The sequence below is a fragment of the Faecalibacter rhinopitheci genome (genome assembly GCF_015234135.1).
Classification (GTDB): domain Bacteria; phylum Bacteroidota; class Bacteroidia; order Flavobacteriales; family Weeksellaceae; genus Empedobacter; species Empedobacter rhinopitheci.
This window is the reverse complement of record NZ_JADGIK010000001.1, coordinates 501,079-525,756: the sequence shown is the minus strand read 5'-3', so window position 1 is coordinate 525,756 and position 24,678 is coordinate 501,079. Positions and strand designations below refer to the sequence as shown.

Below are 24,678 nucleotides of genomic sequence, written 5' to 3'. Positions count from 1 at the left end.
AGCATTAAGCTGGCTTTTTTAATTATTTTGTAGGATTAATCTCCTCCGAATAATCCACCAACGATCGAATTTACAATTCCGAGTACAACACCAAAAAGCATTGCATACCAAAATCCGTCAACATGGAAACTATCTCCCATAATCGCACTTGCTAATAGTATAATTATTGCAGTAATTACAAAAGAAAATAATCCTAACGTTAAAATATTAATTGGTAAAGTTAAAATTCCTAGAATTGGACGAACAAAAGCTGTTAAAAATCCAATAACTAGCGCAACGATAATAGCGCTTCCATAGCCAGATATAGCTACTCCAGGCATAACATTAGATAGTGCAAATACTACTAATGCTGAAATTAATAGGTTGATAATAAAATTCATAATAGTTTGGTTTTTATTTGAATAATCAAACAATCTGCCAAACGTGTATTGAATTATTAAAATTATTAATCTTTGTCGCTAATGAATAAATCAGCAAATGAGTTTAATACTGTTATAACAATGGCGAAACCAAGTGTGGGTAGAAAACCATCTGTTTCAAAATATGTACCCATTAATACATCCGCTAATTTTAAAATTAGAACCGTTATTACAAAGTTGAATAGTCCTAATGTAAGAATTGTAATTGGTAATGAAAATAGTTTGATAATAGGTTTTACAGTAGCATTTAAAAACCCAAGAAGTATTACTAAAATTAAGGCATAAAGAAATCCATCAATAGTAATACTTTCAAATAAATAATCTCCAATTAACAGGATTGAAGCGGAAACAATTAATTTAATAATTAAGCTTTTCATAAGTGTTTTTAATAAAGAATGTAAAAGTAAAAAATAAAAAAAGCCTTGAAAGTGATTTCAAGGCTTTAATATATATTTTAATCAATTAGTTTTGATTCAATAAATGTTTCATATTAACCACTCCATCAATAATAGACGCTAATTCATCAATAGAAACACGTTTTTGTTCCATCGTATCACGGTAACGTAGTGTAACTGAATTATCGTTTAATGAATCATGATCCACTGTAATACAGAATGGTGTTCCAATTGCATCCATACGACGGTAACGTTTACCGATAGAATCTTTTTCCTCGTAAGTTACATTGTAATCTAAACGTAATTGTTTTACAATTTTTTCTGCAAATTCTGGTAAACCATCTTTTTTAACTAATGGTAAAATAGCAGCTTTTATTGGTGCTAATGCAGGTGGTAATGCTAAAACAACACGCTCAGAACCATCTTCTAATTTTTCTTCTTTTAATGAGTTTGAGAAGATAGATAAAAACATACGGTCTAATCCTACAGAAGTTTCAACTACATAAGGAACATAAGATTCATTTGTTTCGTTATCAAAATATTGAATCTTTTTACCAGAAAATTGTTCGTGTGCTTTTAAATCGAAATCTGTACGAGAGTGAATTCCTTCTAATTCTTTAAATCCAAATGGGAATTTAAATTCAATATCTGCAGCAGCATTTGCATAATGTGCTAACTTTTCATGATCATGGAAACGGTAATTATCATCACCTAAACCTAAAGCTTTATGCCATTTAATACGAGTTTCTTTCCATTTTTCATACCATTCCAACTCAGTTCCTGGTTTTACGAAAAATTGCATTTCCATTTGTTCAAACTCACGTTGACGGAAAATGAATTGACGTGCAACAATCTCATTACGGAAAGCTTTACCAATTTGCGCAATCCCGAAAGGTAACTTCATACGTCCAGTTTTCTGTACGTTTAAGTAATTTAAGAAAATACCTTGTGCTGTTTCAGGACGTAAATATAAATCCATTGCTTGGTCTGCAGTGGCTCCTAATTTAGTACCAAACATTAAGTTGAATTGACGAACTTCTGTCCAGTTCTTAGACCCTGTTAATGGATCAGCAATTTCTAATTCTTCAATTAAAGCTTTTACATCTTCTAAATCATTATTTTCTAATGATTTCCCCATGCGAGCTAAAATTGTATTGATTTGATTTTGATATTCTACCACACGGCCGTTTGTAGAAACGAATTCGTTTTTATCAAAAGCATCACCAAAACGTTTTGCAGCTTTGGCAACTTCTTTATCAATCTTAGCCTCAATTTTCGCACAATAATCTTCAATTAAAACATCTGCACGGTAACGTTTTTTAGAGTCTTTGTTGTCAATCAACGGATCATTAAAAGCGTCCACGTGGCCTGAAGCTTTCCAAGTAGTAGGGTGCATAAAAATAGCAGAATCGATACCAACGATATTCTCGTTCATTTGTACCATTGCTTTCCACCAATATTGTTTGATGTTATTTTTTAACTCAGCTCCGTTTTGACCGTAATCGTAAACGGCTGATAATCCATCATAAATCTCACTCGACTGGAAAATGAATCCATATTCTTTCGCATGAGAAATTACCTTCTTGAAAATATCTTCTGACATAATTGTGTGTATACTTATTTAAAGTGCAATTTTAAGAATTTTTGATGACTAATGAAAAGGATTAACTCAATAATATTATGATTTAAAAGCGAGTATTTATGTATAAAAGCAAATACAATCCAATAATTGAATATTTGAAATGATAAGTAGGAGGACTAAATTAGATTTTATTCCAAAAAAAAACAAAACGATATGGAGTATATGATCCAAGAATCTGATTGAATAATATTTTTTAAATAAATAATAATACGTTGATAAACGATAATATTTCATGAGGTATATGATTCGCTTTTATTTTAAAAAACTAATTAAAATTTAATAAGTATTAAGCATAATAAGTAAAATAGAAGCTTCTCTGATAATGAATATTTATTATAAATAAGTTTAAAATTCCATTTAAAATCTGCTTGTTATTGGAAGCATATTTTATTGCTGAAATAAATATTGTTGAAATATGTTTAACAAAATAATAATATAAAATTGATATTAAATAGCTAATTTTGATTCCAATGAAAATGCAAAAATACATACGTATTCTACTTTCGCTTGTTTTGATTATTTCAAATTTAAGTGTAGCATTTTCTATGCATTTTTGTCAAGGTCAGGTCGAAAAGGTTCAATTAAATCATTTGGACAATAAGGTTTGTAAAATGCAACAACTTGCTTCTTGTTGCGAAACAAAGCAAACTGCTAATCATTGTAAGACTTCAAAAGAAAATAATTTAGATGAAGATTGCTGCAAAGATTTAGCTTATGCTGAAGATTTTCAGGATCAAATTGCAATAAAAGTATTTAAAATTTCACCGATTGATTTTTTTGTTGCTCCATCAATCGTAAAAGTTGTTTTTCCTTTAGACTTAAATAAAACAGGATGTATTACTCCGTTAGATTTCTATATAGAATCTAATGCGCCACCTATATATATACTACATAAACAGCTGGTTTTATACGAAGCGTAATAATTGTATTGAATATGTTTTTAGTGATTTAGATAACTAAAACAATTATGACTAACAATTAATTTTATGCTTTTTAAAAAATGAAAAAAATAATTACGCCAATATTACTTTTAGGCGCTGCGTTAACTTTTGCGCAAGAAATTACAAAAGGAAAAATAGTAGACCGATATAATGTACCGTTAATTGGAGCAGAAGTAATCTGGAAATCTACAACAATTTCTACTTTAACAGATGAAAATGGTGAATTTCAGCTTCCTAAAGAAGAAGGAAAAGATTTGGGAATTTATTACGAAAATCAATCCATCACCTTCAATCCATCGAATAACGAATTCCAGAATATCACATTTACTTTTCAACCAATAGAAGAAAATACTTTAGCTGAGGTTAAAATTACAGATACAAGAAATTCTCTTAGAAAAGCATCAGCAGCTACAAATACAACAATTATGTCACATAAAGAATTGTTGAAAGCAGCTTGTTGTAATTTAGCTGAATCTTTTGAAACTAATCCATCCATCGATGTTAATTTCACAGATGCCGTAACCGGAAATAAACAGATTAAAATGTTAGGGTTAAATTCACCTTATATTTTAATTGCAGAAGAAAATATTCCGTCGGTACGGGGAGCTTCTCAAGCCTTTGGATTAAGTTTTACGCCAGGAACTTGGGTAGAGAGTATTCAAGTAACAAAAGGTGCCGGAACTGTTGTTAATGGATACGAAAGCTTTTCAGGACAAATTAATACAGAATTAATTAAACCAGCGAATGATGTGCCTTTATTTGTTAATTTATTTGGATCAACAGATTCACGTTTTGAGGCCAATGTGCATTTAAATAAAAAAATTTCAGATAAATGGGCAACTTCATTATTCTTACATGGAAATGCACGTACCAAAGAAAATGATATGAACAAAGATGGTTTTTTGGATAATCCGATGGGAAACCAAGTAAATGTGATGAATCGTTGGCAATATCAAAATGCGGAAAAAGGAATTGTAGCTTTTATTTCAGGGCGTTATGCAACTGATTTAAAACAAGGTGGACAAGTTGGATATAATCAAAAAACAGATCGTTTCTCAAAATCGAAATGGGGTTCAAATATTGAAACTGACAAAGTAGATTTTTCCGCTAAACTAGGATATGTTTTTCCAGAAATGCCATTTCAAAGTATGGGATTACAAACTGCATTTAGTTATTATAACCAAGATTCTTATTTTGGAAATAATGTGTACGATGTTACTCATGAGAGTTTTTATTCTAATTATATTTTTAATTCGATTATTAATAATACAAAGAATAAATTTTCTACAGGAGCAAGTTTTACGTGGGACAAATTTCAAGAATTTACAGCATTACCAGAAATGCAAGAATTTAACCGTGTAGATAATTCAGTAGGTGCTTTTTTTGAATATACTTATGATAATTTAAAAAACTTTAACGCTATTGTTGGAGGGCGTGTAGACTATCATAATCGTATGGGTGTTTTCTTTACTCCTCGAATTCATACACGTTACACGCCTTGGGAGAATACAACGATAAAAGCATCAGTTGGACGTGGGAAACGTATCAATAATATTTTTGCAGAGAACCAGAATTTATTTGCTTCATCAAGACAATTTAATATTATTGGAAATGGTGGAAGTATTTATGGTTTAGATCCAGAAATTGCTTGGAATTATGGATTGAGTATTTCACAGAAATTTAAATTATTTGGTCGTAATGCAGATGTAACAGCCGATTTTTATCGAACAGATTTCAAGAATCAAATCGTTACAGATATTGATTATTCGGCACGAGAAGTGCGCTTTTATAATTTGGATGGAAAATCGTTTGCCAATTCATTCCAATTTGATTTTAATTATAATCCATTCACTCATTTTAATATTCGTGCAGCGTATAAGTATTATGATATACAAACTGCATATGAAAAAGGACAATTAGAAAAACCTTTACAAGCTAAACACCGATTTTTTACGAATATTGAATATCAAACGCATGAGAAAAATGGAAAATATTGGCGATTTGACGCAACATATAATTGGATGGGAAAACAACGTATACCAAATACATCAGACAATTTACCAGAAAATCAATTAGCTTCATATTCCAATCCTTTTGGAACAATAAATGCTCAAATTACAAGAGTTTTTTCAGATACTTTTGAAATTTATGTGGGAGGGGAGAATTTAAGCAATTATCAACAGCATCGTGTGATTGTAGGAGGAAATGATCCATTTGGTTCTAACTTTGACAGTACAATGGTTTATGCGCCAATATTTGGTCGTATGATATATGCAGGATTAAGATTTACATTAAAATAATTAGACACAATAAAACAAATATATACATATGAAAACTTTAGTTACAATAGCACTAGTAACCGTGATGGGAATAAGTGCAAATGCACAAAATAAGAATGCGAAACACGAATTGCATGTCAAAGGAAATTGTGGAATGTGTAAAGAACGTATAGAAAAAGCTGCTTATGGCGTTGCTGGTGTAAAAACAGCAGATTGGAATGCAGATTCTCATACCTTACGAGTTATTTTAAATGAAAAGAAAAATAATGTAGAAGCTGTGGAAAATGCAATTGTTGCAGTTGGGCACGATACAAATACCAAAAAAGCGGATGATAAAGTATATGAATCTTTGCATACATGTTGTTTATATGATCGTGATGAAGAAAATGGTGAACATATTACTGAAGAAAAACAACAAATGTTGAAACAAGAAGATCATTCAACTCATCAACATTAAAAAACTAGAAATACAAAAGGCGCTTTATACTTAAAGCGCCTTTTTATGTAGTTTATATTTTAAAATTAATTCTTGATTAATTTTTTAGTTACAGTTCCGTTATCTGTATGGAATTTTAATACGTAAACTCCTTTAGGTAAACTAGAAGTGTCTACAGAATTTCTGTTGTTTTGTAATTTAACAGTTTCTGAAGAAACAACACGTCCAACCATATCGATAATTTCAATTTTTACATCACCTTTTAAAGTTTCGTCATAGAAATGAACGATATCTTTTGCTGGGTTAGGGAATAATTTGAATGATTCGTTTGAAGTTAAATCTGACGTTGCAAGAGTACAATTTAAAACTTCTGTTGGAGGCATATCATAAGCTGCAGTTCCGTCAACTCTACTATTAGAACTTCCTTGATTTGCAGAATAACCTAATCCACGACGTGCAAAAGCTTCCCAAATATCACATTTGTTAACTCCTTCATTTAAAACTTCATCAGCTTTTAAAATCGCATCTCTACCGTCTACAAATCCTGGGCTACATGGTTGTAAACGAATCCCTTCCATTACTAGATCAATAGTTTTTGTATTACCCGCATTACCATTGATTAAATCTGGAGTAAATCCGTATTTATCAATCATTTTCCAGTTTAAATCCCATAACATAGTTGCCCAAACATATCCTGTTCTGTGTGGAGAATCAGAATTTCCATAATTCGCTAAGTTAGCATACGTAGCAGGGTTTTGAGTCATGTTTGTAGTATATACCGTTGGTCTAATTCCTGAGCCTGTAGGTAATTGATTCTGAGCATATGTTCCAATTCCTCTTCTTGTTGTAGAAGTATCAGATGGTAATTGAGTAATCATTAAACCGAAGAAATCTGACCATCCTTCACCCATTTGTTCAAGATTTCTTAGACAAGATGAATTATTAGTTGGTCCTGTTTGTCTAATAGATATACCGTGTCCATATTCGTGAGCAATAATTCCGTTATCTAAACTTCCATCTGTATAAGGTGTTTCAACATTTTTTAAAGTAGCATTTACGACAACGTTATTCTCTAAATTTGAGATAATAGGATTACCAACTGTAGAAGTTACAGAGAAAGAAGGAATAGTAATTGTATTAGATTCACCTCCCATAGAAGCTGTTCCTGAAACATTGTTCACAACCAAAACTCCAACAGCTCCAGCATTTTGTGCTTTTTGTACTTTATCTACGAAGCTACAATCACCACGTAAAACGACAGCAATTTTACCATTAATTTCTTGAGGATTAGATATTGTTCCACATCCATCATATGGTGTACCTGTAGTTTCAGTCTTTTTAACTAAAGCAAGATCTTTTGTAATAGGTGCATTATCTGGTACTTCAGGTCCAAAATTTCCAATTAAAGCTGCATATTCACCTGAAATACTTGATGGCGCATTGATGATTAATGGCTTTGCAGAAAAACTTGAAGGTGGATTCCATAAGTACATCGACATTAAAGGATGGCGACCATCAATCGGAGTAGAAAATGTGGCATTATTACTTTCTCCTGCAGATAAACCTGTCTGAGCAAGTGCAATAACAGGATCATTTCCTAATCCACCTTTTTCAAAATTATTTTGTTGGAAATTTCCATATTCTTCTGTGAATCCATAACGATAATAGATATCATGCATCATATTATTCATGTAGAATAAATTTGTTGCAGAAGCTTCTTTGTATTTATAAGGGTGTAATTCTCTATTTATAGGAAAATCAAAAATACGATTTTCACCACCATCTACATAACCTGTTGTAGTTGCATTAGCACCTGTGTAAGTTGTGTAACCTACAGACTCTGTATCATGTACAGTTCTTGTATTATTACCTCTAGTGATCGTAGATTCGGTTCCATCATAATTATGCCAACCATTAGGAGAAGCTTCAGGATTAAAAGCGCCTTGAGTATAGAAAGTTCTATCTCCAAATGTTGGAGCTTCTATTGGTAACTGAAATACATTATATGAACCGTTTGCAGCTGTACCTACAGCGCTATTTTCATATAACCAGTTCCATTCCTCTTTGTTGAAGGAAGCTAAATTTTCATTTGCGAAAGAATCATGATTAAATCCACAGCTAAGTGTTTGGCTATGTTTTTCTAATATCTTTCCAGTCTTAGAATCTATAACGATATCATAAATTTCATTATATGTACCATCATTAATCTTCGCAGTGAAAACATATGCTAAATATGTATCTTTTAATTCCTCTATATAATAATTTAATTGCGGTGCTTCATCCTTAAAGATATAAACTCCTTTTTTTGATGTATTTGTATCGTTAAGATTTACTTTGAAAAGATTTAAACCTTCTTTTTGTGCAAATTGTTCAGCTACTTGTTCAAAAGATAAAGTTGGAGTAGTCTCAATTTTACCAATATTAAAATCAAAAATTTCACTTTTAGCAGACCAAGTAACTTGGTTATCTTTTACCAAATAATTTGCATAGCTTGAGTAAACAGGAATACCTTGATAAACTCTTTGAACGTGTATTTGATTAGCATTTGATTTTCTGCTCACAACATTCTGAGTAATTTGAAAATCTGTAGTGTTTTGGTTAGTTTTTAATAAATGGGTACCTACGATAGAGTTTACATCTTGTGCATATGCAGAGCATGACAATATGAACGCAGATAGAATAAGCGTAAAATTTTTCTTCATATTAAATTTTTAGAATTGTTAATTCTTTTAATTAGTGTTAATTAAAGATAGAAGAAAAATTATAATTACGCATAAATATTTATAAATAAATAAAAAAAAGTTGCATTTCTAATGAAATGCAACTTTTAATACTATTATATATATAAATTATTGAAACATATCTTTCACACGTTCAAAAAATGATTTTTCATTTTTTGAAGGTTCTGGAGAAAAATGTGAATCATCTCTCATTTTCTCAAAGAAAGCTTCTTGCTCTTTCGATAAATTAGTAGGAGTCCATATATTAACATGGACAAATAAATCTCCTTTTCCATATCCATTTAAATCTACTAATCCTTGACCTTTTAAACGTAGAACTTTACCTGATTGTGTTCCTTTATCGATCTTAATTTTTACTTTACCATTTACAGTTGGAACCTCTTGCGAGCTTCCTAAAATTGCATCTGGCATAGAAATATATAAATCGTAATGTAAATTATTCCCATCACGCTTTAATGCATCGTGTTCTTCTTCTTCAATAACAACTAATAAATCACCAGGAATTCCATCAAATGGAGCATCATTTCCCTTTCCTCTTACTTGTAATTGAATTCCTTCTCTTGCACCAGCTGGAATTTGTAAATCAATAGTTTCTTCTTCTTTGATTAAACCTTGATTGTTAGCTCCTGATGGAATTTTATCCGCAACTTTACCAACACCTTGACATGTACCGCAAGTAGTAGCAGTTTGCATTTGTCCTAAGATGGTATTAGTTACGCGAACTTGTTGACCAGATCCGTTACAAGTAGGACAAGTCTTAGCAGTAACACCTGGAGCTTGTTTAAAACGTTTAACTTTTACTTTCTTTTCGCAACCGTTAACCATTTCTTCTAAGTTAAGCTTTACGCGAATACGTAAATCAGAACCTTTCATGCGGCGAGGTCCACGAGATTGACCACCAAATCCACCTCCGAAACCACCAAATCCGCCACCACCAAAGATGTCACCGAATTGTGAGAAGATGTCTTCCATGTTCATTCCGCCTCCGCCGAAACCTCCGCCTCCAGCAGCTCCTCCCATACCAGCATGACCATATTGGTCATAGCGAGCACGTTTGTTATCGTCGCTTAAAACTTCATAAGCTTCTGCAGCTTCTTTAAATTTTTCTTCTGCCTCTTTGTCACCTGGATTTTTGTCAGGATGGTATTTAACAGCTTGTTTACGGTAAGCTTTTTTTATTTCTGCAGCAGATGCAGACTTAGCTACACCTAATATTTCGTAATAATCTCTTTTATTTGACATGATTTAAGTTCAAGTGATTACATTCCAACAACAACCTTAGCGTAACGGATAACTACATCTTGTAGCATATAACCTGTTTCTACGCAATCAATAATCTTACCTTTTAGATCTTCTGTTGGAGCAGGAATTTGCGTAATAGCTTCGTGATTGTCAGTATTAAAGTCGTCACCAGCTTTTACATCCATGGCTACTAAACCTTTTCCTTTTAACGTCTCAACTAATTTATTTTGAATTAATTCTACACCCGTTACTAAAGCTTCGTCTTCTGATTTTTTGATTTGTGGCATTGCACGATCAAAATCATCAACAACTGGTAATAAAGCTGTAATTACTTCTTTGTTTGCAGTTTTAAAGATATCAATACGCTCACGAGATGTACGTTTTTTAAAATTGTCAAATTCAGCAAATAAACGTAGATATTGTTCTTTTTCTTTTGATAATTGTTCCTTAAGAACTTCAACTTCAGATCTTTCTTCAACTACTTCTTCAGTAGTGTTTTGTTCTGTAGAATTTATTTCTTCGTTTTGTACTTCAGGATTATTTTTTTGATCTTGAATTTCTTCGTTTATATTTTGTTCAGACATATTTCGCTTATTTTTGTTCATGAAAGAATCAAATAGTTTGCCAATGCGCATAGAGTGACTTTTTGACAGAATTAGTACTAAAATAGGCACTTCGTGTCGATGAAGTGCTCGTAAATGTATGATGATTTGTTGAGATTGGTATTAATATTAATTGAAATATTATACATATAATTATTCATATATAATTTCTACACCTATTGAATCATTAGAAAAAACGTATTCTGAGTCTAAATTAATCTTAAACTTATTTTTTAATAACAGATTTCTTAGTTTTCTTTTTTTAGCCCAAGGTTCAATTGTTTGGATTATTCCTTTTTTATCAAAATACACACCATAATATGTAGGGTCATAAATGAGATGTTCGCATGGAAAAATAGAAAGATTTAATTTTTTCTGATTTACTTTTTGTAAAAATGAATATTTATTGAAATCTATTTTTACAGAATCAATTACATTGATGGTATATCCTTTATATATGTATTGAAGAGAATTTTCATCAGCATGACATGAAGAAGAATAACTAATAAATCCTAAACCAATCCCAAAATCTGCGTTAAAATCTTTCTTCTGTTCTTCAGTAAGAGTAGCGAGAATTAAACTAAGGTAATATTCTTCTGGATTAATTTTTTTTTCAGATTCTCCTAATTCAATAAATGTATCCATTAACTTTTTTACTTTATTTTTTCCGAACATATTTTGTCTAGATTGGCACGAGACGAGAATTAGGATTGTAAAGAGAAGAATGAATATTTTTTTCATAGTAAGTGGTTTGATTGAATTTAAGAAATATTTTACAAAAAAAAAGACACCTTAAAAAGATGTCTTTTGAATATTATTAAAACTTAAAGTTGATTTTTGCGTTAAAGAATCGCCCCGTTAACCGATTCGGTACAGCGTAAACATTAGAAGTATTTACATCTGTAATCCACGTGTTACTAATCTCATTTCGGATATCGAAAATATTAAATACATCTAAGCCGACTGAAACTTCTTTAAATTTGCTAAATAAAGAACCTGCTGATGGTTTTAATTCTTTTTGATTTACAAATTCTTTCACAAAACCGATATCCACACGTTTGTAATCTTGAAGATAAGAAGTATAACTGTAAGGATCTGTATATTGTGGCGAACCATTTGGTAAACCTGATGCATAGATAAGATTCACATTTACTTTAAAAGATGGTAAAAAATCCATATAATCTTGGAAAAATGCTGAAACTTTAAATCTAGGATCAGTTGGTAAAGAAATATCACCTCGGTTATCAATATTTTGGTAAGCTCTTGCATAAGATGCAGAAAACCATGAATCTATTCCTGGCACAAACTGTCCAAATAATCGCATGTCTACACCGTAAGCATAACCTTTAGAGTTATTATCAGCTTGATAACGAATTCTTACATTATCTACGAAGTATGGATTTAAATCATTTAATATTTTATAATAAGCTTCAGTAGTTAATTTAAACGGACGATTCATCCATTGAAATTCATAATCATGACCTAATATAAAATGAATAGATTGCTGTGATATAATATTTTGATTGATTGTACCATCTAAGCGACGCATTTCACGATAAAAAGGAGGTTGATAATATACTCCCGCAGCAAATCGGAATAACATATCTTTTTCCCAGTCTGGCTTTATAGCTACTTGTCCTCTTGGAGAAAATGTAGTTTCTTCATTAAAATCCCAATAAGAAGAACGCACACCTACATTAAACATTACTTTTGCATCATTCCACATTACTTTTGAAGAATACTGTGCATATCCAGAAATACGATTAGATTTTACATTATTACGTGCATTTACATAATAATTAAGTTGCATTCCATCGCCTAATGAGGGATTGTTAACTGAGTACCCTAAAGAGTCAATTACTTGCCATTCGTTTAACAAATCACGAATATCTTCTTGTTGATACTTTAAACCCCATTCCAAATCATTGTTAGAATTTATTTTGTATTTCCCTTTGTGTTGAATACCTGCGACTAATGCATCAAAATTATTTCTTGCATGATCAATTTGAGCTCCAACATCATAACTTTGCATCGAATTTCCATCTTGGTCAACTTCCGAAATTAAATAGGCACCTTGTATATCAAAATATTCTCTTTCTTTAGAATGATAGGCAAAAACATCTAAGCCTAAATCAACTTTAGAACTTGGTTTAAAATTAAAAGATAAACTTCCAGTTTCAGTTCCGAAACGATCGTCTTCTTTTCCATTGTAATACACTGTTAACAATAGAGGATTAGTTAATGTTCCGAAATAAGTATTTCGATTATTTGGCACCATTTCAAATTTAGAGCGAGAAATAGTTCCTAAAAAGTTAATATTCCATTTTTCATTTAATTGGTAATTTAAATTTGCTTGAACATCGTAATATTCAGGATTAAAGTTTGTATCACCTTCTAACGTGTTTAAAATGAAATTTCTGTTTTGGTAACGCGCGCCAACAATTGCGCTAAATTTTTCATTTTTAGAACCAGTTCCTAATGTAAGGCTTCCGCCCATTAGACTTGCTTCAAACTGACCTTCGAATTTCTTTGGACGCTTGTAATAAATATCTAAAACAGAAGACATCTTATCACCATATTTTGCTTCCCAACCTCCGGCAGAAAAATTAACTAATTGCGTCATGTGCGGATTGACGAAGCCTAAACCTTCTTGTTCACCATTTCTGATTAATTGAGGTTTGTAAATTTCAATACCATTTACATAAATTAAGTTTTCATCGTAGTTTCCACCACGTACCATATATTGAGAACTTAATTCAGTATTTGAATTAACAAAAGGTAAGGTCTTTAATAAATCTGTAACACCACCCGTAAGACTAGGTCCAGCTTGCATTTGAGCAGCACTTAATGTGGTGCTCTGAAAAGGTTTATTTTTATTGGACTGAAATGTTATTTCAGCAGTTTTTAAATCAATAGAATTTCTTGAATCATCAGCTAATAAGACATATAATTCACGCTTATGATTATCTTTTAAATTAAAAGTTTCTACGTATTCTAATTTTCCATCATAATGAAAAGAAATTGTTACTGTTTCATTAGCCGGGATTTGTATTTTGAAATTACCATTATTATCTGTTAAAACAGATTGATTTTTCCAGATAATTTCTGTATTAGCGATAGGTTGTTTGTACTCATCGACAACTTTTCCCGTAATCTGCGCGGTTTGTGCAAATAAAACTCCTCCTAATAAAGTAAATGCTAAAGTACTAAGATACTTTTTTGAATGTGGTTGTGAAGGTAGAAGTATTGTTTTTTTCATCTTTTACGTTTAGTTCTAGTTGGTGTTCACCGATTTCGATGCTCTCAGCATTTAGATCTATCGATAATCGTTTAATTTTATGGTCATATTCTGCTAAAATCCATTTTCCATCAATATATGCATTATACTCTTTAATGCCTGATTGTGAATCACTAATGGTGAAGTTTATTTTGCCATTTGTTTTAGTAAATTGACTATTTTCCTTTATGTTTAACGGAGTTATTGTTGGTTTAGTATAGTCTATTTCAATAGAAAATATTCCAAATTCCCTCACTTTAGCAATGAGCTTTCCATTCTTTAACACAGTATTTTCAAAAGATTTTTTCCAAGCCCCCTTTTTCTGAAACTGACGTACTATAATTGCTTTTTCTAAATGGGCAGCTGGAATATCACTCGAAGGATCTAATGCTATCGTGAAATTCTGATGCACTGGGAAGTTCCAATCACCAACATGATGTTTAGTTCCTACTTTCTTATACGACAAATCAAAATCTTCATAGAAAATACCTTTCGGAAAAAATATTTCTACCCCTTCTGATTTAAAAGAATTTTCTTTGTTCCAATAAATTGGATTGCTAAATGGTGTTTCTATATGCTCGCTTGTACTAGTTATACCATTAATCTTAAAATTAACTGTTGATGAATTTTTAGCATAATCGGAAGAAACAATTTTTACGGAATAAGTTTGTCCAGCCTCTACATTTAGGATTCCATTATTCTGTAAATTTGAAAATACACGTAGAGGATTACCATCTTTTACAAAAGCTTGGTAAACCCAGCTATTATTTCGCATCAAGTCTGAGTAATCGCATACACTATTTATAGCTCTGGTCTCATCAAACGAAAAACGACTTGCAGTATAAGTATAGATTGGCTCATCATTTACAAAAACCTCAATCTGATGAACTCCATTGTTATTCTCGGCTCCGTTATGTTTATCATAGGTTTTTATTCCAAAACCAATTTGTCCAGCAGCATTTATAGTAGCGCCATTTGCCACCGTTATTCTACTTGTAGCACCATTTGCTTTTCCTTTTATAGGATAAATATAGGTACCTAAAATACTTGGTTTACTTGTGTCAGGAATATCGAATCCAAAATAAAATGGATTGATAGGTTCCTCTGTTTTAGTATCTCTAATTTCAAAATGTAGATGTGGTCCACCAGATCCACCAGAGTTACCAGAAAGAGCAATTAATTGTCCCTTAGTAACTTTTAATTCGTCTTTTTCAGGGTATAGCTCAATTTTAAAAGTTTTTTGTTCATACTGTTTCTTACGAACATATTCCTTTATTACATCATCAAACTTTTGTAAATGACCATATACAGTTGTGTAACCATTTGGGTGGTCAATGTAAATTGCATTGCCATAGCCAGTAGGAGAAATGTTGATACGAGAAATATAACCATCACCTGCGGCAAGCACTCTTAATCCTTCTTTTTGTTGTGTTTTGATATCTAATCCACTATGAAAATGATTTGATCTAAGTTCACCAAAATTCCCTGCTAAAAAATTCTTAATTTCTAAAGGATTAATAAAATCTGTTTTTGGATATTTATCGGCATTAGGTTGTTCAGCTCGTTGACCGAAAGCTAATGTTGTTAAAAATAAACTTACGTATAATGGTTTTATCACTTTCATTTTCTCTCTATTGATATTGTATTGACTTAAAAATAGTATAAATCTTTTACAAACATCTTTAAAGTTTTTAAAACCTGAAAATTAAATCAAATAAAAGTCAATAAAAACAAGATATATCTTTGTTATTTAGATAATTATAAAATAGAATGGAGCTGTAAAATGATATATGCTAATTAAGAATTTAAATTTTTTAAAAATATGGGCTAGTGTTAAACTTTTTAGCTAATTAAAAAAAGTGTAATTTATCTAATCTTTTTTTATAAAAAGTAGTAACTTTAAATCAACTTATTATGATGATAATTTATGGTGGTTAAAGTTTTTAAATCTCTAAGATCCTTGAAAATTTGATAATTAAAATTAGAAAAAAGATAAAATAAATAAGTAATCATCTATTTGTCAAAAAGATAAAAAAAAACTGACAAAATTTAGGTTTTAATATTGATTAGATTTAAAAAAATGTTATTTTTGCAATAGAAGCTAGAATAAAAAGTAGTTCTCTGATGATGGAAGAAAAAAGGAATTTTAACGAGCTTGAAAACAAAGTTTTAGATCTATTAGAGAATTATCAAAACATAAAAAACGAGTTTTCGGTTCTTGAAGAAGAGAATGCGAGACTTAAAAATAAATTGAGAGATTCACAGGTGCATAATCTTTCACTTTTGGAAGAAGTAAAAAGATTAAAAGTAGTGAATGCAATGAGTGGTAATCAAGAATATAAGAAAATGATGAAACTCAAAATGAATAAATTGATAAAGGAGGTCGACTCGTGTATCGCTCAAATTAAAACAAACAGTTAGGAGAATGTCAACTCACAGAATTGAGATTAAAATTGCTTCGCGCGTCTATCCAATTAACATCAATCCCGAAGAGGAAGAGATGATAATGGAATGTGCTAATGAAATTACAGGAATCTTACGCCAATTTGAAGAGAAATACTCTGTATCAGATAAGCAAGATGCCCTAGCAATGGTTGCTATTCAGTTAGCAATTCGTGAAGCTAAAATAAAAAAACAAATGAAAGATAATGAGGAAATTACGGCTGAACGTATTTCTAAATTATTAGAATTGATTGATCAGTCAATCGCTAAATAAAATCGAGAAGTTCTTACATTTAGTTATACACTAAGTGTACTTAATAATATTCCTACATTAGTTCTAGCTATTTTGGTTAACTCAACACTTATTTTGTTACCGAGTGAACATTATTTTGAAAGCAGGCCACAACCTTCGGGTACATATATATATGACAGTGGAAACTTGACAAATAAGATAACTCAAATCCTGTTTACAGGAGTTAACACAAATTATACTGACTAGTGTAGGTTTTTTATATATATAACATTACAAAACGCTATGGATCCAATTACTATTATTCTTGCACTTGTTACATTAATTATAGGCGCGGTAGTGGGGTATTTTCTGTCTAAAAAATCAGTTGATAAACAAAATCAAGAGCTGATAGACGAAGCAACTCGCAAAGCTAATAACTTAATTAATGAAGCTGAAAAGGAAGGTGAAGCCATTAAAAAAGAAAAAATCTTACAAGCAAAAGAGAAATTTCTTGAATTAAAAACAAAGCACGAAGAGTTAATTAATCAACGTGAAAGAAAGGTTTCAGATACTGAACTTAAAGTGAAAGATAGAGAAGATCGAATAAAACACGATCTTGCCGAAATTCAAAAACAAAAAGACAATATTAAGTCTGAAAGAGGAAATTTACAATCACGTATCGACAAATTAAATATCAAACAAAAAGATGTAGATACGATGCATAAAAAACAAGTTGAGGTCTTGGAAAAAATCTCTAATTTTTCTGCTGAAGAAGCTCGTGCTGAGTTGATTGAAGTTTTAAAAGATGAAGCTAAAACAAAAGCACAAGCGCATATCCAAGAAATTATGGAAGATGCAGAATTAAATGCAAAGAATGAAGCGCGTAAAATTGTAGTTTCTGCAATTCAGCGTATCGGAACTGAGCAAGCTATTGAAAATTCAGTTTCAGTTTTCAACATTGAATCTGATGAGATTAAAGGTCGTATAATTGGTCGAGAAGGTCGTAACATACGTGCAATTGAAGCTGCTACTGGAGTTGAAATTATTGTTGATGATACACCAGAAGCTATTATCTTATCTTGTTTTGATCCTGTACGACGCGAAATTGCTCGTTTATCATTACACCGTTTAGTAACTGATGGACGTATTCATCCAGCTCGTATAGAGGAAGTAGTTGCTAAAACAACAAAACAAATTGAAGATGAAATTATTGAGATTGGTAAAAAAACAATCTTAGATTTAGGAATTCACGGACTGCACAAAGATTTAGTAAAAATTGTAGGACGAATGAAATACCGTTCTTCTTACGGACAAAACTTATTACAACACTCTCGTGAGGTTGCTCATTTAGCAGGTACATTAGCTGCAGAATTAGGATTAAATCCTAAATTAGCAAAACGTGCAGGTTTATTACATGATATAGGAAAAGTTCCAGAAGAAGAATCTGAATTACCGCACGCAATCCTAGGAATGCAATGGGCAGAAAAATATGGAGAACATCCTGATGTAATTAACGCCATCGGAGCTCACCATGATGAAATTGAAATGACATCTTTATTATCGCCTATTATCCAAGTAGCCGATGCTATTTCGGGAGCTAGACCAGGAGCTAGACGTCAAGTTGTAGAATCTTATATTCAACGATTAAAAGATTTAGAAACAACGGCATTAAATTTTGATGGTGTAGAAAAAGCATATGCAATTCAAGCCGGAAGAGAATTACGTGTAATTGTAGAAAGTGATAAAGTTGATGATGCAAAAGCTGCTGAATTATCATTTTTGATTTCTGATAAAATTCAAAATGAAATGACTTATCCAGGTCAAGTTCGTGTAACTGTTATTCGTGAGACTAGAGCAGTGAATATAGCAAGATAGAAAACTATTTATTAGGATATATTTATAGAAAAGGATTAACGTTTGTTAATCCTTTTTTTATGAATAAAATATATAAATTCTAAAACTTTAACATAAAAAATTATGTAGATTTAAATAAAAGTTATTGAGATTTTATTTATATAAATAACTGTTTTATAGTTAATTAACAACTTGTTGATAACCTTTTGTTTTTTTAATACGTTGGGATTTTTATTTGAAAAATGTTATCCTAAATTTGAGAAAATAGAGATTCAAAAAGTCAAAATCGTTAAACCCTTTATAGTAAAGGATTGTATAAAATTCAATATTATAAATTGACTGAATTCTATTAAAAACTCAAATTTGAGTTTAAAAAAATCTAATACTAATAACCAAAAATACTTTTATATTATGTCTATTTTTGATAAGAGAATCAATTATAAACCGTTTGAATATCCTGAAGTTTTAACTTATACGGAAGCTATCCAAAAAGCTTATTGGGTGCATACTGAAGTTGACTTTACTTCAGATATACAAGATTACAGAGCTAATTTAGATGATGTAAAACGCGAAATTCATAAAAGATCAATTCTGTCAATTGCACAAATAGAAGTAAGTGTAAAAGGTTTTTGGGGAGATTTATATAACTATTTCCCAAAGCCGGAATTAAATGGTTTGGGAGCTACTTTTGCAGAAAGCGAATTTAGACATAGTGAAGCTTATTCTCGAATCTTAGAAGTGAACGGATATCTTGATGAGTTTAGCATTGCTTTAGAAAATCCAGTATTCAAAAGCTATAATAACTTTGTAAGTGGAATTTTAAAAGATACAGAAATTTCAATCGTTGAAAAATTATTATTTTTTGCGTTGGTTATTGAAGATAGTTCATTATTCTCAAAATTTGCAAATATCTTATCATTTACTCGTTTCGAAGGATTGATGAAGAATACTGCAAATATTATTGCTTGGACTTCTGTAGATGAGCAAATACATGCTAATGCAGGTATATATTTAATTAATAAGATTAAAGAAGAAGGTTTATTACCACCATCATTAGACCAAAGTTGGGTAGAAAATGCAGTAACAGGTTATATAGAACAAGAGAAATTAATGTTAGATTGGATTTTTGAAAAAGGTGAATTAGAACATTATTCAAAAATTGATTTATTAAACTACATGAAATACCGCTTAGACGAAGCAATTGAAAAGATTGGTTACAAAAAAGTTTTTCATATTACGCAAGAACAATATAGACCAATGGCTTGGTTTGAGGAAGAAGTATTTGCAAGTACATTAGACGATTTCTTTGCCAAAAGACCTGTGGACTACACAAAACACGACAAAAGTATTTCAGCAGATGACTTATTTTAAGCTTTATAAAAAATGCTTAAGAAAAATTAAACGAATCCAAAATTATAATATATAACTTATTTTAATCCTACAATCATGGAAAATACACCACACAACGAAGATTTTACTTTTTTTGAAGGAGAAGCGCCAAAACTTTGGTGGAAAAATTCTGAATCCGAACAAATTCTTAATCGTGGATACCTTTTAAAAGGTGAAACAGTTGAAGGAGCAATTGATCGTATTACAGCAGCAGCTTCTAAAAGATTAGGAAAACCAGAACTACAGAATTCTTTTAAAGAAATGATTGAAAGAGGTTGGATGAGTTTATCTTCACCGATTTGGGCAAACATGGGAACAGAAAGAGGTTTACCTATTTCTTGTTTTAATGTACACATTCCGGATAGCATCGAGGGTATTACTCAGAAACTAGGTGAAGTAATCATGCAAACAAAAATTGGAGGAGGTACTTCTGGGTACTTCGGAGAATTACGCGAGCGTGGTGCAGCAATTACAGATAACGGAAAGAGTAGTGGTGCTGTTTCTTTTATGGAATTATTTAATTCTGCTATGAATGTAGTAAGCCAAGGTTCTACAAGACGAGGTGCTTTTGCGGCTTATTTAGATATTGATCATCCAGATATTGAGGAATTCTTAAAGATTAAATCGATTGGTAGTTCAATCCAAAATTTATTCTATGGAGTTTGTGTACCAGATTATTGGATGCAAGAAATGGTAGATGGAGATCGTGATAAACGTGAAATTTGGGCGAAAGTTTTAGAATCTCGACAAGAAAAAGGTTTACCATATATTTTCTTCTCAGATAACGTAAATAAAAACAAACCACAAGTATACAAAGATTTAGGCATGCGTATCAATGCATCTAATCTTTGTTCAGAGATTATGTTGCCTTCATCAGAAGACGAATCATTTATTTGTTGTCTTTCTTCCATGAATTTAGAACTATATGACGAATGGAAAGATACAGAAGCTGTTAAGTTAGCTATTTTCTTTTTAGACGCTGTATTACAAGAATTTATTGAAAAAACAGAAGGAAACTACTATTTATCAAACGCTAATCGTTTCGCTAAACGTCACCGAGCATTAGGATTAGGTGTATTAGGATGGCATTCATATTTACAACGTTATATGATCCCTTTTGAAGGAATGGAAGCGAAATTACGCACAACAGAAATTTTTAAATACATTCAAGATAAAGCTGATCGTGCAACAGAAGAATTAGCACGTATTTATGGTGAGCCAGAAGTACTAAAAGGTTACGGTCGTCGTAATACAACAACATTAGCTATTGCGCCTACAACATCTTCTTCTGCTATCTTAGGGCAAACATCACCAGGAATTGAGCCGTTTGCTTCTAACTATTACAAAGCTGGTTTATCGAAAGGTAACTTTATGCGTAAGAATAAGTACCTAACGAGGTTATTGCAAGAGAAAGGTTTAGATAATGAAGATGTTTGGCGTGGAATTATGTTGAATGGTGGGTCAGTACAACATATGACTGAATTGTCAAAAGAAGAAAAAGATGTATTCAAAACATTCAAAGAACTTTCGCAATTAGAAATCGTTCAGCAAGCAGCAATTCGTCAGAAATTTATTGATCAATCTCAATCGTTAAACTTAAATATTCCTTCGGATTTACCCGTAAAAGAAGTAAACCGTTTAATGATCGAAGCATGGCAATTAGGCTTAAAAACTTTATACTACCAACGTTCACAATCAGTATCTAAAGAACTAATCACAAATTTAGTTTCTTGTTCTTCTTGTGAATCTTAATTAAGAAAAATCTCAAAAAATTATAAGTGATCTTTTAGCCAGTTGATAACTGGCTTGGGATTGCTATGTCTAAAAATAAAAAATGCTACTATGGTATTAGCAGCATTTTAATAATGTTTAATGATTTATCTTTTTGTTTTCTCCCTCAGGCTTACAACCTTATTGATTGAAATATAGATAAATACTTTTTAAAATATTTCCCCAAATATTTATTTCTAAAGTATATATAAATCATTAATAAATTATAATAATAAATAAAAAATATAAGCAGTATAAAATACAAATTTCACATCAGATATATTAGAGCTCTGTATTGTTGTTTAAATACATTTTAGAGCTATTTTTTAAATTTTAAATTTATTATAATGTTATTATTTTCAGAATACTTTGGAATTAATAAAGATCAAAATGATTTGAACTTTGTAAATATTAACTTAGAATCGGACAATAAATTATTTGTAGATCCACGATTAATAGACATTAATCCTTTGTTTAAAAATTATTCAAATTCGATTTCCTTGTTTTGGTGTTCCCTATTGGAAACAAGAAAATCAAAATCTTTCAAAAAATCCGAATATCTGCTTAAGGGATTAAAAGAACCTAAAGAAACGATGTTAGGTTATGGAAATGGGAGAAATGGTAAGTCTATCGCAGAAATACTTAGAAATAAATTAATATATTCTATAAACTCAAATGAAAACTTCATCAATGGATTAACAAAATCTCTAAGTGATCTTGAATTTTTCATTAAAGATATTAGTAGTGATAGGCTTTCAGATATGACGACTAAAATCGTTTATGAAGATTTAATATTATTTACACAAGAACAATGTGTGAGATATAATATTACAATGTTTTATTCTTTACAAGAGTATTTCGATTTTAATAATTTTAAGTGGATTAATAAAAGGGTTTTATTACCTCATTATCAAGGTAAACCTATAGTATTAATTCCAAAGCAAATTGTAAATTCGGAGAGTAAATCCAATCGAAATCTAAGTATTTTTTATAGATATGCTATCAAAATGTTTGTTCTTTTTGATGAAGATATTAATAAAGAAATAGAAGGTACTGGTAAAGATGGAAAAATATTGGCTAAAGATATCAAAGAAAGATTTCCCTTAACTAAAGATTTAATTATGAAATGGAATATTAAATATCCAACTTTATTAATTGATTTTCAATCTAATTATTTTTCATCATATATAAATTGTTTATCAGATTCTGAAATAGTAGAAATTGTTTGTAGAAAAAAGCATGACGCTGCATAAAACGAAAACCCCACTCAAACGAGTGGGTTTTTCTTTTTCCATAAAATCGTAAATTGCTGCATCAAATCTAAAGTCTTTTATGTATTCGTTTCGCGAAATTATCCAAGAGTATTACCCTTTATCTGAAACCGCATTTCAAAAAATAAATGCATTGGCAACCCAAGTCGAAATGCCGAAGAAAACCATTGTGTTTGATACGAAACAATATGAGCCGAAATTCTATTTTATTGCGAAGGGAAGTGCGCGCGTTTATATCATCGACGACGAGGGGAATGAAGTTTCTTATATCTTGTTTTTAGAAAAAGATTATCTTTTATCATTTGATAGCTATTTATACAAGAAGCCTTCGTATGAATATATAGAACTTTTGGAAGATTCAGTTTTATTTGAATTAAATACAGAAGAGTTAAAAGCATTATATGCAAACGATTTAGAATTAGCAAATCTAGGAAGAACCATGTCTGATCAATTCGCTCATTATACGGAACAACGTTTTATTGATAGATTATCTCTTTCAGCTACAGCACGATATTTAAAATTGATTGAAAATTATCCTGAAATCATTCAGCGAATTCCTTTAAAGTACATCGCTTCTTATTTAGGTATTACGCAGGTTTCGTTGAGTAGAATTCGAGCAAAAATTTAACATAGGTAAAATTTTTACCCAAATCAGTACATTAACTTTGACCCAAAATAAACAAACAATGAACTGGATTTTATTGATAATAGCAGGATTGTGCGAAGTTGGATTTGCTTCTTGCTTAGGAAAAGCAAAAGAAACTACAGGAACAGAAATGTACGGATGGTACGGAGGTTTTTTATTATTTCTTGCCATAAGTATGGCATTATTAATGAAAGCAACGCAAACATTACCTATTGGTACAGCTTATGCAGTGTGGACCGGTATTGGAGCTGTAGGAACAGTAATTATGGGAATATTTATCTTTAAAGAACCTGTAACGTTTTGGCGCATCTTCTTTTTATTCACGTTAATTGGATCTATTGCAGGGTTAAAAGCCGTTTCAGCTCACTAAAAAATCAAAGAATTAACCATAAAAAAAGCCAAGTGATTAACTTGGCTTTTTTGCAATTGGATTACTAACCGTAATGCCCAATTGGAAATGATGCGTCTGTGCATGTTGTATATGTTGTTTCATGTAACCAGTTTCTATTGTCAATTTTGGCGAAATTACATAGCCAACCATCAAATGCAATCGGTTACGATCAAAATTATTTTGTTTGATGGCGTTTAAAAACAATTCGTTAGAAGCTTTTAAATACCAAGCATCTTGTTGCAATGTAAGTTTGTTTAGCGGTATAGTAGCCGTTAATTGATAACGAAAACGAAAGAAAATATCGTCGTTCATTAAGCGTTCTTCAAAACGAAAACGATGATTTAATCCTACGCGTTGAATAGCATGTTTAGTATTAAATTGCTGGTATAAACGATTTTCTCCAAAAGATCGATAATCGTCTTCACCTGCGGGCACACGAGTTAACACATAAGCATATCCCAATAAAATAGTATTGTTATTTTCGGTTAAGTGATAACCAATCCCACCACGCAACAACAACTGATTCAGTTGATCAATATCTTCAAATGTACGGTATTGGTAATCAGAAGATAAGCTAAAACGATCCGATATTTTTTGATTTAAATTTAAAACGCCCCAATTTCTTAAATCAGAATTTTGAGCTTTTAAGAGCGGTGTTAGACAAAGGATGGCAGTAAGTGTACAAATAAATTTTTTCATAAAATTAAAT

Annotated in this window: 21 protein-coding genes; 11 read left to right on the top strand and 10 right to left on the bottom strand. The window is 31.0% G+C overall.

Annotation, left to right across the window (positions count from 1 at the left end; translation table 11 throughout):
• Positions 1-35 precede the first annotated feature (35 nt).
• The 3 genes from IM532_RS02445 to IM532_RS02435 all read right to left on the bottom strand — a co-directional run bounded on the left by IM532_RS02445 (position 36) and on the right by IM532_RS02435 (position 2,417).
• Entirely contained in the window at positions 36-380 is a 345-nt protein-coding gene (locus IM532_RS02445; RefSeq protein WP_194181857.1) for a phage holin family protein, read from the bottom strand.
• 65 nt (positions 381-445) lie between these two features.
• Entirely contained in the window at positions 446-796 is a 351-nt protein-coding gene (locus IM532_RS02440) for a phage holin family protein (protein WP_194181856.1), read from the bottom strand.
• 85 nt (positions 797-881) lie between these two features.
• Positions 882-2,417, bottom strand: a complete 1,536-nt coding sequence (locus IM532_RS02435) for a glycine--tRNA ligase (RefSeq protein WP_194181855.1) — start codon at positions 2,415-2,417, stop codon at positions 882-884.
• A gap of 509 nt (positions 2,418-2,926) precedes the next feature.
• On the opposite strand from IM532_RS02435, the gene IM532_RS02430 reads away from it, so the two are divergent.
• The 3 genes from IM532_RS02430 (at position 2,927) to IM532_RS02420 (ending at position 6,133) form a co-directional block, all read left to right on the top strand.
• Complete coding sequence (locus IM532_RS02430; RefSeq protein WP_194181854.1) at positions 2,927-3,376, top strand: HYC_CC_PP family protein; 450 nt, start codon at positions 2,927-2,929, stop codon at positions 3,374-3,376.
• Between the two features lie 80 nt (positions 3,377-3,456).
• Entirely contained in the window at positions 3,457-5,697 is a 2,241-nt protein-coding gene (locus IM532_RS02425) for a TonB-dependent receptor (RefSeq protein WP_194181853.1), read from the top strand.
• 28 nt (positions 5,698-5,725) lie between these two features.
• Positions 5,726-6,133, top strand: coding sequence for a heavy-metal-associated domain-containing protein (locus IM532_RS02420; protein WP_194181852.1), 408 nt, complete (start codon positions 5,726-5,728; stop codon positions 6,131-6,133).
• A gap of 65 nt (positions 6,134-6,198) precedes the next feature.
• On the opposite strand, the gene IM532_RS02415 is transcribed toward IM532_RS02420, so the two are convergent.
• The 6 genes from IM532_RS02415 to IM532_RS02390 all read right to left on the bottom strand — a co-directional run bounded on the left by IM532_RS02415 (position 6,199) and on the right by IM532_RS02390 (position 15,598).
• Positions 6,199-8,814 (bottom strand): T9SS-dependent M36 family metallopeptidase, encoded by a 2,616-nt coding sequence (locus tag IM532_RS02415; protein ID WP_194181851.1) that lies wholly within the window; start codon positions 8,812-8,814, stop codon positions 6,199-6,201.
• Between the two features lie 147 nt (positions 8,815-8,961).
• Positions 8,962-10,095: a molecular chaperone DnaJ gene (dnaJ, locus tag IM532_RS02410; RefSeq protein WP_194181850.1), complete on the bottom strand. Its 1,134-nt coding sequence runs from the start codon at positions 10,093-10,095 to the stop codon at positions 8,962-8,964.
• 17 nt (positions 10,096-10,112) lie between these two features.
• Positions 10,113-10,679 carry a nucleotide exchange factor GrpE gene (locus IM532_RS02405; RefSeq protein WP_194181849.1) on the bottom strand — a complete coding sequence of 189 codons (567 nt, stop codon included), beginning with the start codon at positions 10,677-10,679 and terminating at the stop codon, positions 10,113-10,115.
• 171 nt (positions 10,680-10,850) lie between these two features.
• Positions 10,851-11,342, bottom strand: a complete 492-nt coding sequence (locus IM532_RS02400) for a hypothetical protein (RefSeq protein ID WP_194181848.1) — start codon at positions 11,340-11,342, stop codon at positions 10,851-10,853.
• Between the two features lie 172 nt (positions 11,343-11,514).
• On the bottom strand, positions 11,515-13,956 hold the full coding sequence (locus IM532_RS02395; RefSeq protein ID WP_194181847.1) for a TonB-dependent receptor: 2,442 nt from the start codon (positions 13,954-13,956) through the stop codon (positions 11,515-11,517).
• The gene (locus tag IM532_RS02390; protein WP_194181846.1) at positions 13,904-15,598 is read right to left on the bottom strand and encodes a M23 family metallopeptidase; all 1,695 of its coding nucleotides are present in this window, start codon (positions 15,596-15,598) and stop codon (positions 13,904-13,906) included. Before IM532_RS02390 ends, IM532_RS02395 begins: the two co-directional genes overlap by 53 nt.
• Positions 15,599-16,098: 500 nt before the next feature.
• Between IM532_RS02390 and IM532_RS02385 the strand changes: the two genes are divergently transcribed.
• From IM532_RS02385 to IM532_RS02350, 8 genes are all read left to right on the top strand, one after another.
• Positions 16,099-16,395, top strand: a complete 297-nt coding sequence (locus IM532_RS02385) for a hypothetical protein (RefSeq protein WP_194181845.1) — start codon at positions 16,099-16,101, stop codon at positions 16,393-16,395.
• A gap of 4 nt (positions 16,396-16,399) precedes the next feature.
• Positions 16,400-16,690, top strand: coding sequence for a cell division protein ZapA (locus tag IM532_RS02380; protein ID WP_194181844.1), 291 nt, complete (start codon positions 16,400-16,402; stop codon positions 16,688-16,690).
• 261 nt (positions 16,691-16,951) lie between these two features.
• Positions 16,952-18,523: a ribonuclease Y gene (gene rny, locus IM532_RS02375; RefSeq protein WP_194181843.1), complete on the top strand. Its 1,572-nt coding sequence runs from the start codon at positions 16,952-16,954 to the stop codon at positions 18,521-18,523.
• 390 nt (positions 18,524-18,913) lie between these two features.
• Positions 18,914-19,873 (top strand): ribonucleotide-diphosphate reductase subunit beta, encoded by a 960-nt coding sequence (locus tag IM532_RS02370; RefSeq protein ID WP_194181842.1) that lies wholly within the window; start codon positions 18,914-18,916, stop codon positions 19,871-19,873.
• Positions 19,874-19,948: 75 nt separating this feature from the next.
• Entirely contained in the window at positions 19,949-21,643 is a 1,695-nt protein-coding gene (locus tag IM532_RS02365; protein WP_194181841.1) for a ribonucleoside-diphosphate reductase subunit alpha, read from the top strand.
• A 365-nt stretch (positions 21,644-22,008) separates the two neighbouring features.
• The gene (locus tag IM532_RS02360; RefSeq protein WP_194181840.1) at positions 22,009-22,914 is read left to right on the top strand and encodes a hypothetical protein; all 906 of its coding nucleotides are present in this window, start codon (positions 22,009-22,011) and stop codon (positions 22,912-22,914) included.
• 79 nt (positions 22,915-22,993) lie between these two features.
• Positions 22,994-23,560 carry a Crp/Fnr family transcriptional regulator gene (locus tag IM532_RS02355; protein WP_194181839.1) on the top strand — a complete coding sequence of 189 codons (567 nt, stop codon included), beginning with the start codon at positions 22,994-22,996 and terminating at the stop codon, positions 23,558-23,560.
• Between the two features lie 58 nt (positions 23,561-23,618).
• Positions 23,619-23,948, top strand: a complete 330-nt coding sequence (locus tag IM532_RS02350) for a DMT family transporter (protein ID WP_194181838.1) — start codon at positions 23,619-23,621, stop codon at positions 23,946-23,948.
• Positions 23,949-23,984: 36 nt separating this feature from the next.
• On the opposite strand, the gene IM532_RS02345 is transcribed toward IM532_RS02350, so the two are convergent.
• Positions 23,985-24,668 carry a DUF2490 domain-containing protein gene (locus tag IM532_RS02345; RefSeq protein ID WP_194181837.1) on the bottom strand — a complete coding sequence of 228 codons (684 nt, stop codon included), beginning with the start codon at positions 24,666-24,668 and terminating at the stop codon, positions 23,985-23,987.
• Positions 24,669-24,678: the final 10 nt, after the last annotated feature.

Excerpts from the sequence above, each read along its gene's own strand:
- IM532_RS02445 (WP_194181857.1), bottom strand. The coding sequence starts at position 380 with ATGAATTTTATTATCAACCTATTAATTTCAGCATTAGTAGTATTTGCA.
- IM532_RS02440 (WP_194181856.1), bottom strand. The coding sequence starts at position 796 with ATGAAAAGCTTAATTATTAAATTAATTGTTTCCGCTTCAATCCTGTTA.
- IM532_RS02435 (WP_194181855.1), bottom strand. The coding sequence starts at position 2,417 with ATGTCAGAAGATATTTTCAAGAAGGTAATTTCTCATGCGAAAGAATAT.
- IM532_RS02430 (WP_194181854.1), top strand. The coding sequence starts at position 2,927 with ATGAAAATGCAAAAATACATACGTATTCTACTTTCGCTTGTTTTGATT.
- IM532_RS02425 (WP_194181853.1), top strand. The coding sequence starts at position 3,457 with ATGAAAAAAATAATTACGCCAATATTACTTTTAGGCGCTGCGTTAACT.
- IM532_RS02420 (WP_194181852.1), top strand. The coding sequence starts at position 5,726 with ATGAAAACTTTAGTTACAATAGCACTAGTAACCGTGATGGGAATAAGT.
- IM532_RS02415 (WP_194181851.1), bottom strand. The coding sequence starts at position 8,814 with ATGAAGAAAAATTTTACGCTTATTCTATCTGCGTTCATATTGTCATGC.
- dnaJ (WP_194181850.1), bottom strand. The coding sequence starts at position 10,095 with ATGTCAAATAAAAGAGATTATTACGAAATATTAGGTGTAGCTAAGTCT.
- IM532_RS02405 (WP_194181849.1), bottom strand. The coding sequence starts at position 10,679 with ATGTCTGAACAAAATATAAACGAAGAAATTCAAGATCAAAAAAATAAT.
- IM532_RS02400 (WP_194181848.1), bottom strand. The coding sequence starts at position 11,342 with ATGGATACATTTATTGAATTAGGAGAATCTGAAAAAAAAATTAATCCA.
- IM532_RS02395 (WP_194181847.1), bottom strand. The coding sequence starts at position 13,956 with ATGAAAAAAACAATACTTCTACCTTCACAACCACATTCAAAAAAGTAT.
- IM532_RS02390 (WP_194181846.1), bottom strand. The coding sequence starts at position 15,598 with ATGAAAGTGATAAAACCATTATACGTAAGTTTATTTTTAACAACATTA.
- IM532_RS02385 (WP_194181845.1), top strand. The coding sequence starts at position 16,099 with ATGATGGAAGAAAAAAGGAATTTTAACGAGCTTGAAAACAAAGTTTTA.
- IM532_RS02380 (WP_194181844.1), top strand. The coding sequence starts at position 16,400 with ATGTCAACTCACAGAATTGAGATTAAAATTGCTTCGCGCGTCTATCCA.
- rny (WP_194181843.1), top strand. The coding sequence starts at position 16,952 with ATGGATCCAATTACTATTATTCTTGCACTTGTTACATTAATTATAGGC.
- IM532_RS02370 (WP_194181842.1), top strand. The coding sequence starts at position 18,914 with ATGTCTATTTTTGATAAGAGAATCAATTATAAACCGTTTGAATATCCT.
- IM532_RS02365 (WP_194181841.1), top strand. The coding sequence starts at position 19,949 with ATGGAAAATACACCACACAACGAAGATTTTACTTTTTTTGAAGGAGAA.
- IM532_RS02360 (WP_194181840.1), top strand. The coding sequence starts at position 22,009 with ATGTTATTATTTTCAGAATACTTTGGAATTAATAAAGATCAAAATGAT.
- IM532_RS02355 (WP_194181839.1), top strand. The coding sequence starts at position 22,994 with ATGTATTCGTTTCGCGAAATTATCCAAGAGTATTACCCTTTATCTGAA.
- IM532_RS02350 (WP_194181838.1), top strand. The coding sequence starts at position 23,619 with ATGAACTGGATTTTATTGATAATAGCAGGATTGTGCGAAGTTGGATTT.
- IM532_RS02345 (WP_194181837.1), bottom strand. The coding sequence starts at position 24,668 with ATGAAAAAATTTATTTGTACACTTACTGCCATCCTTTGTCTAACACCG.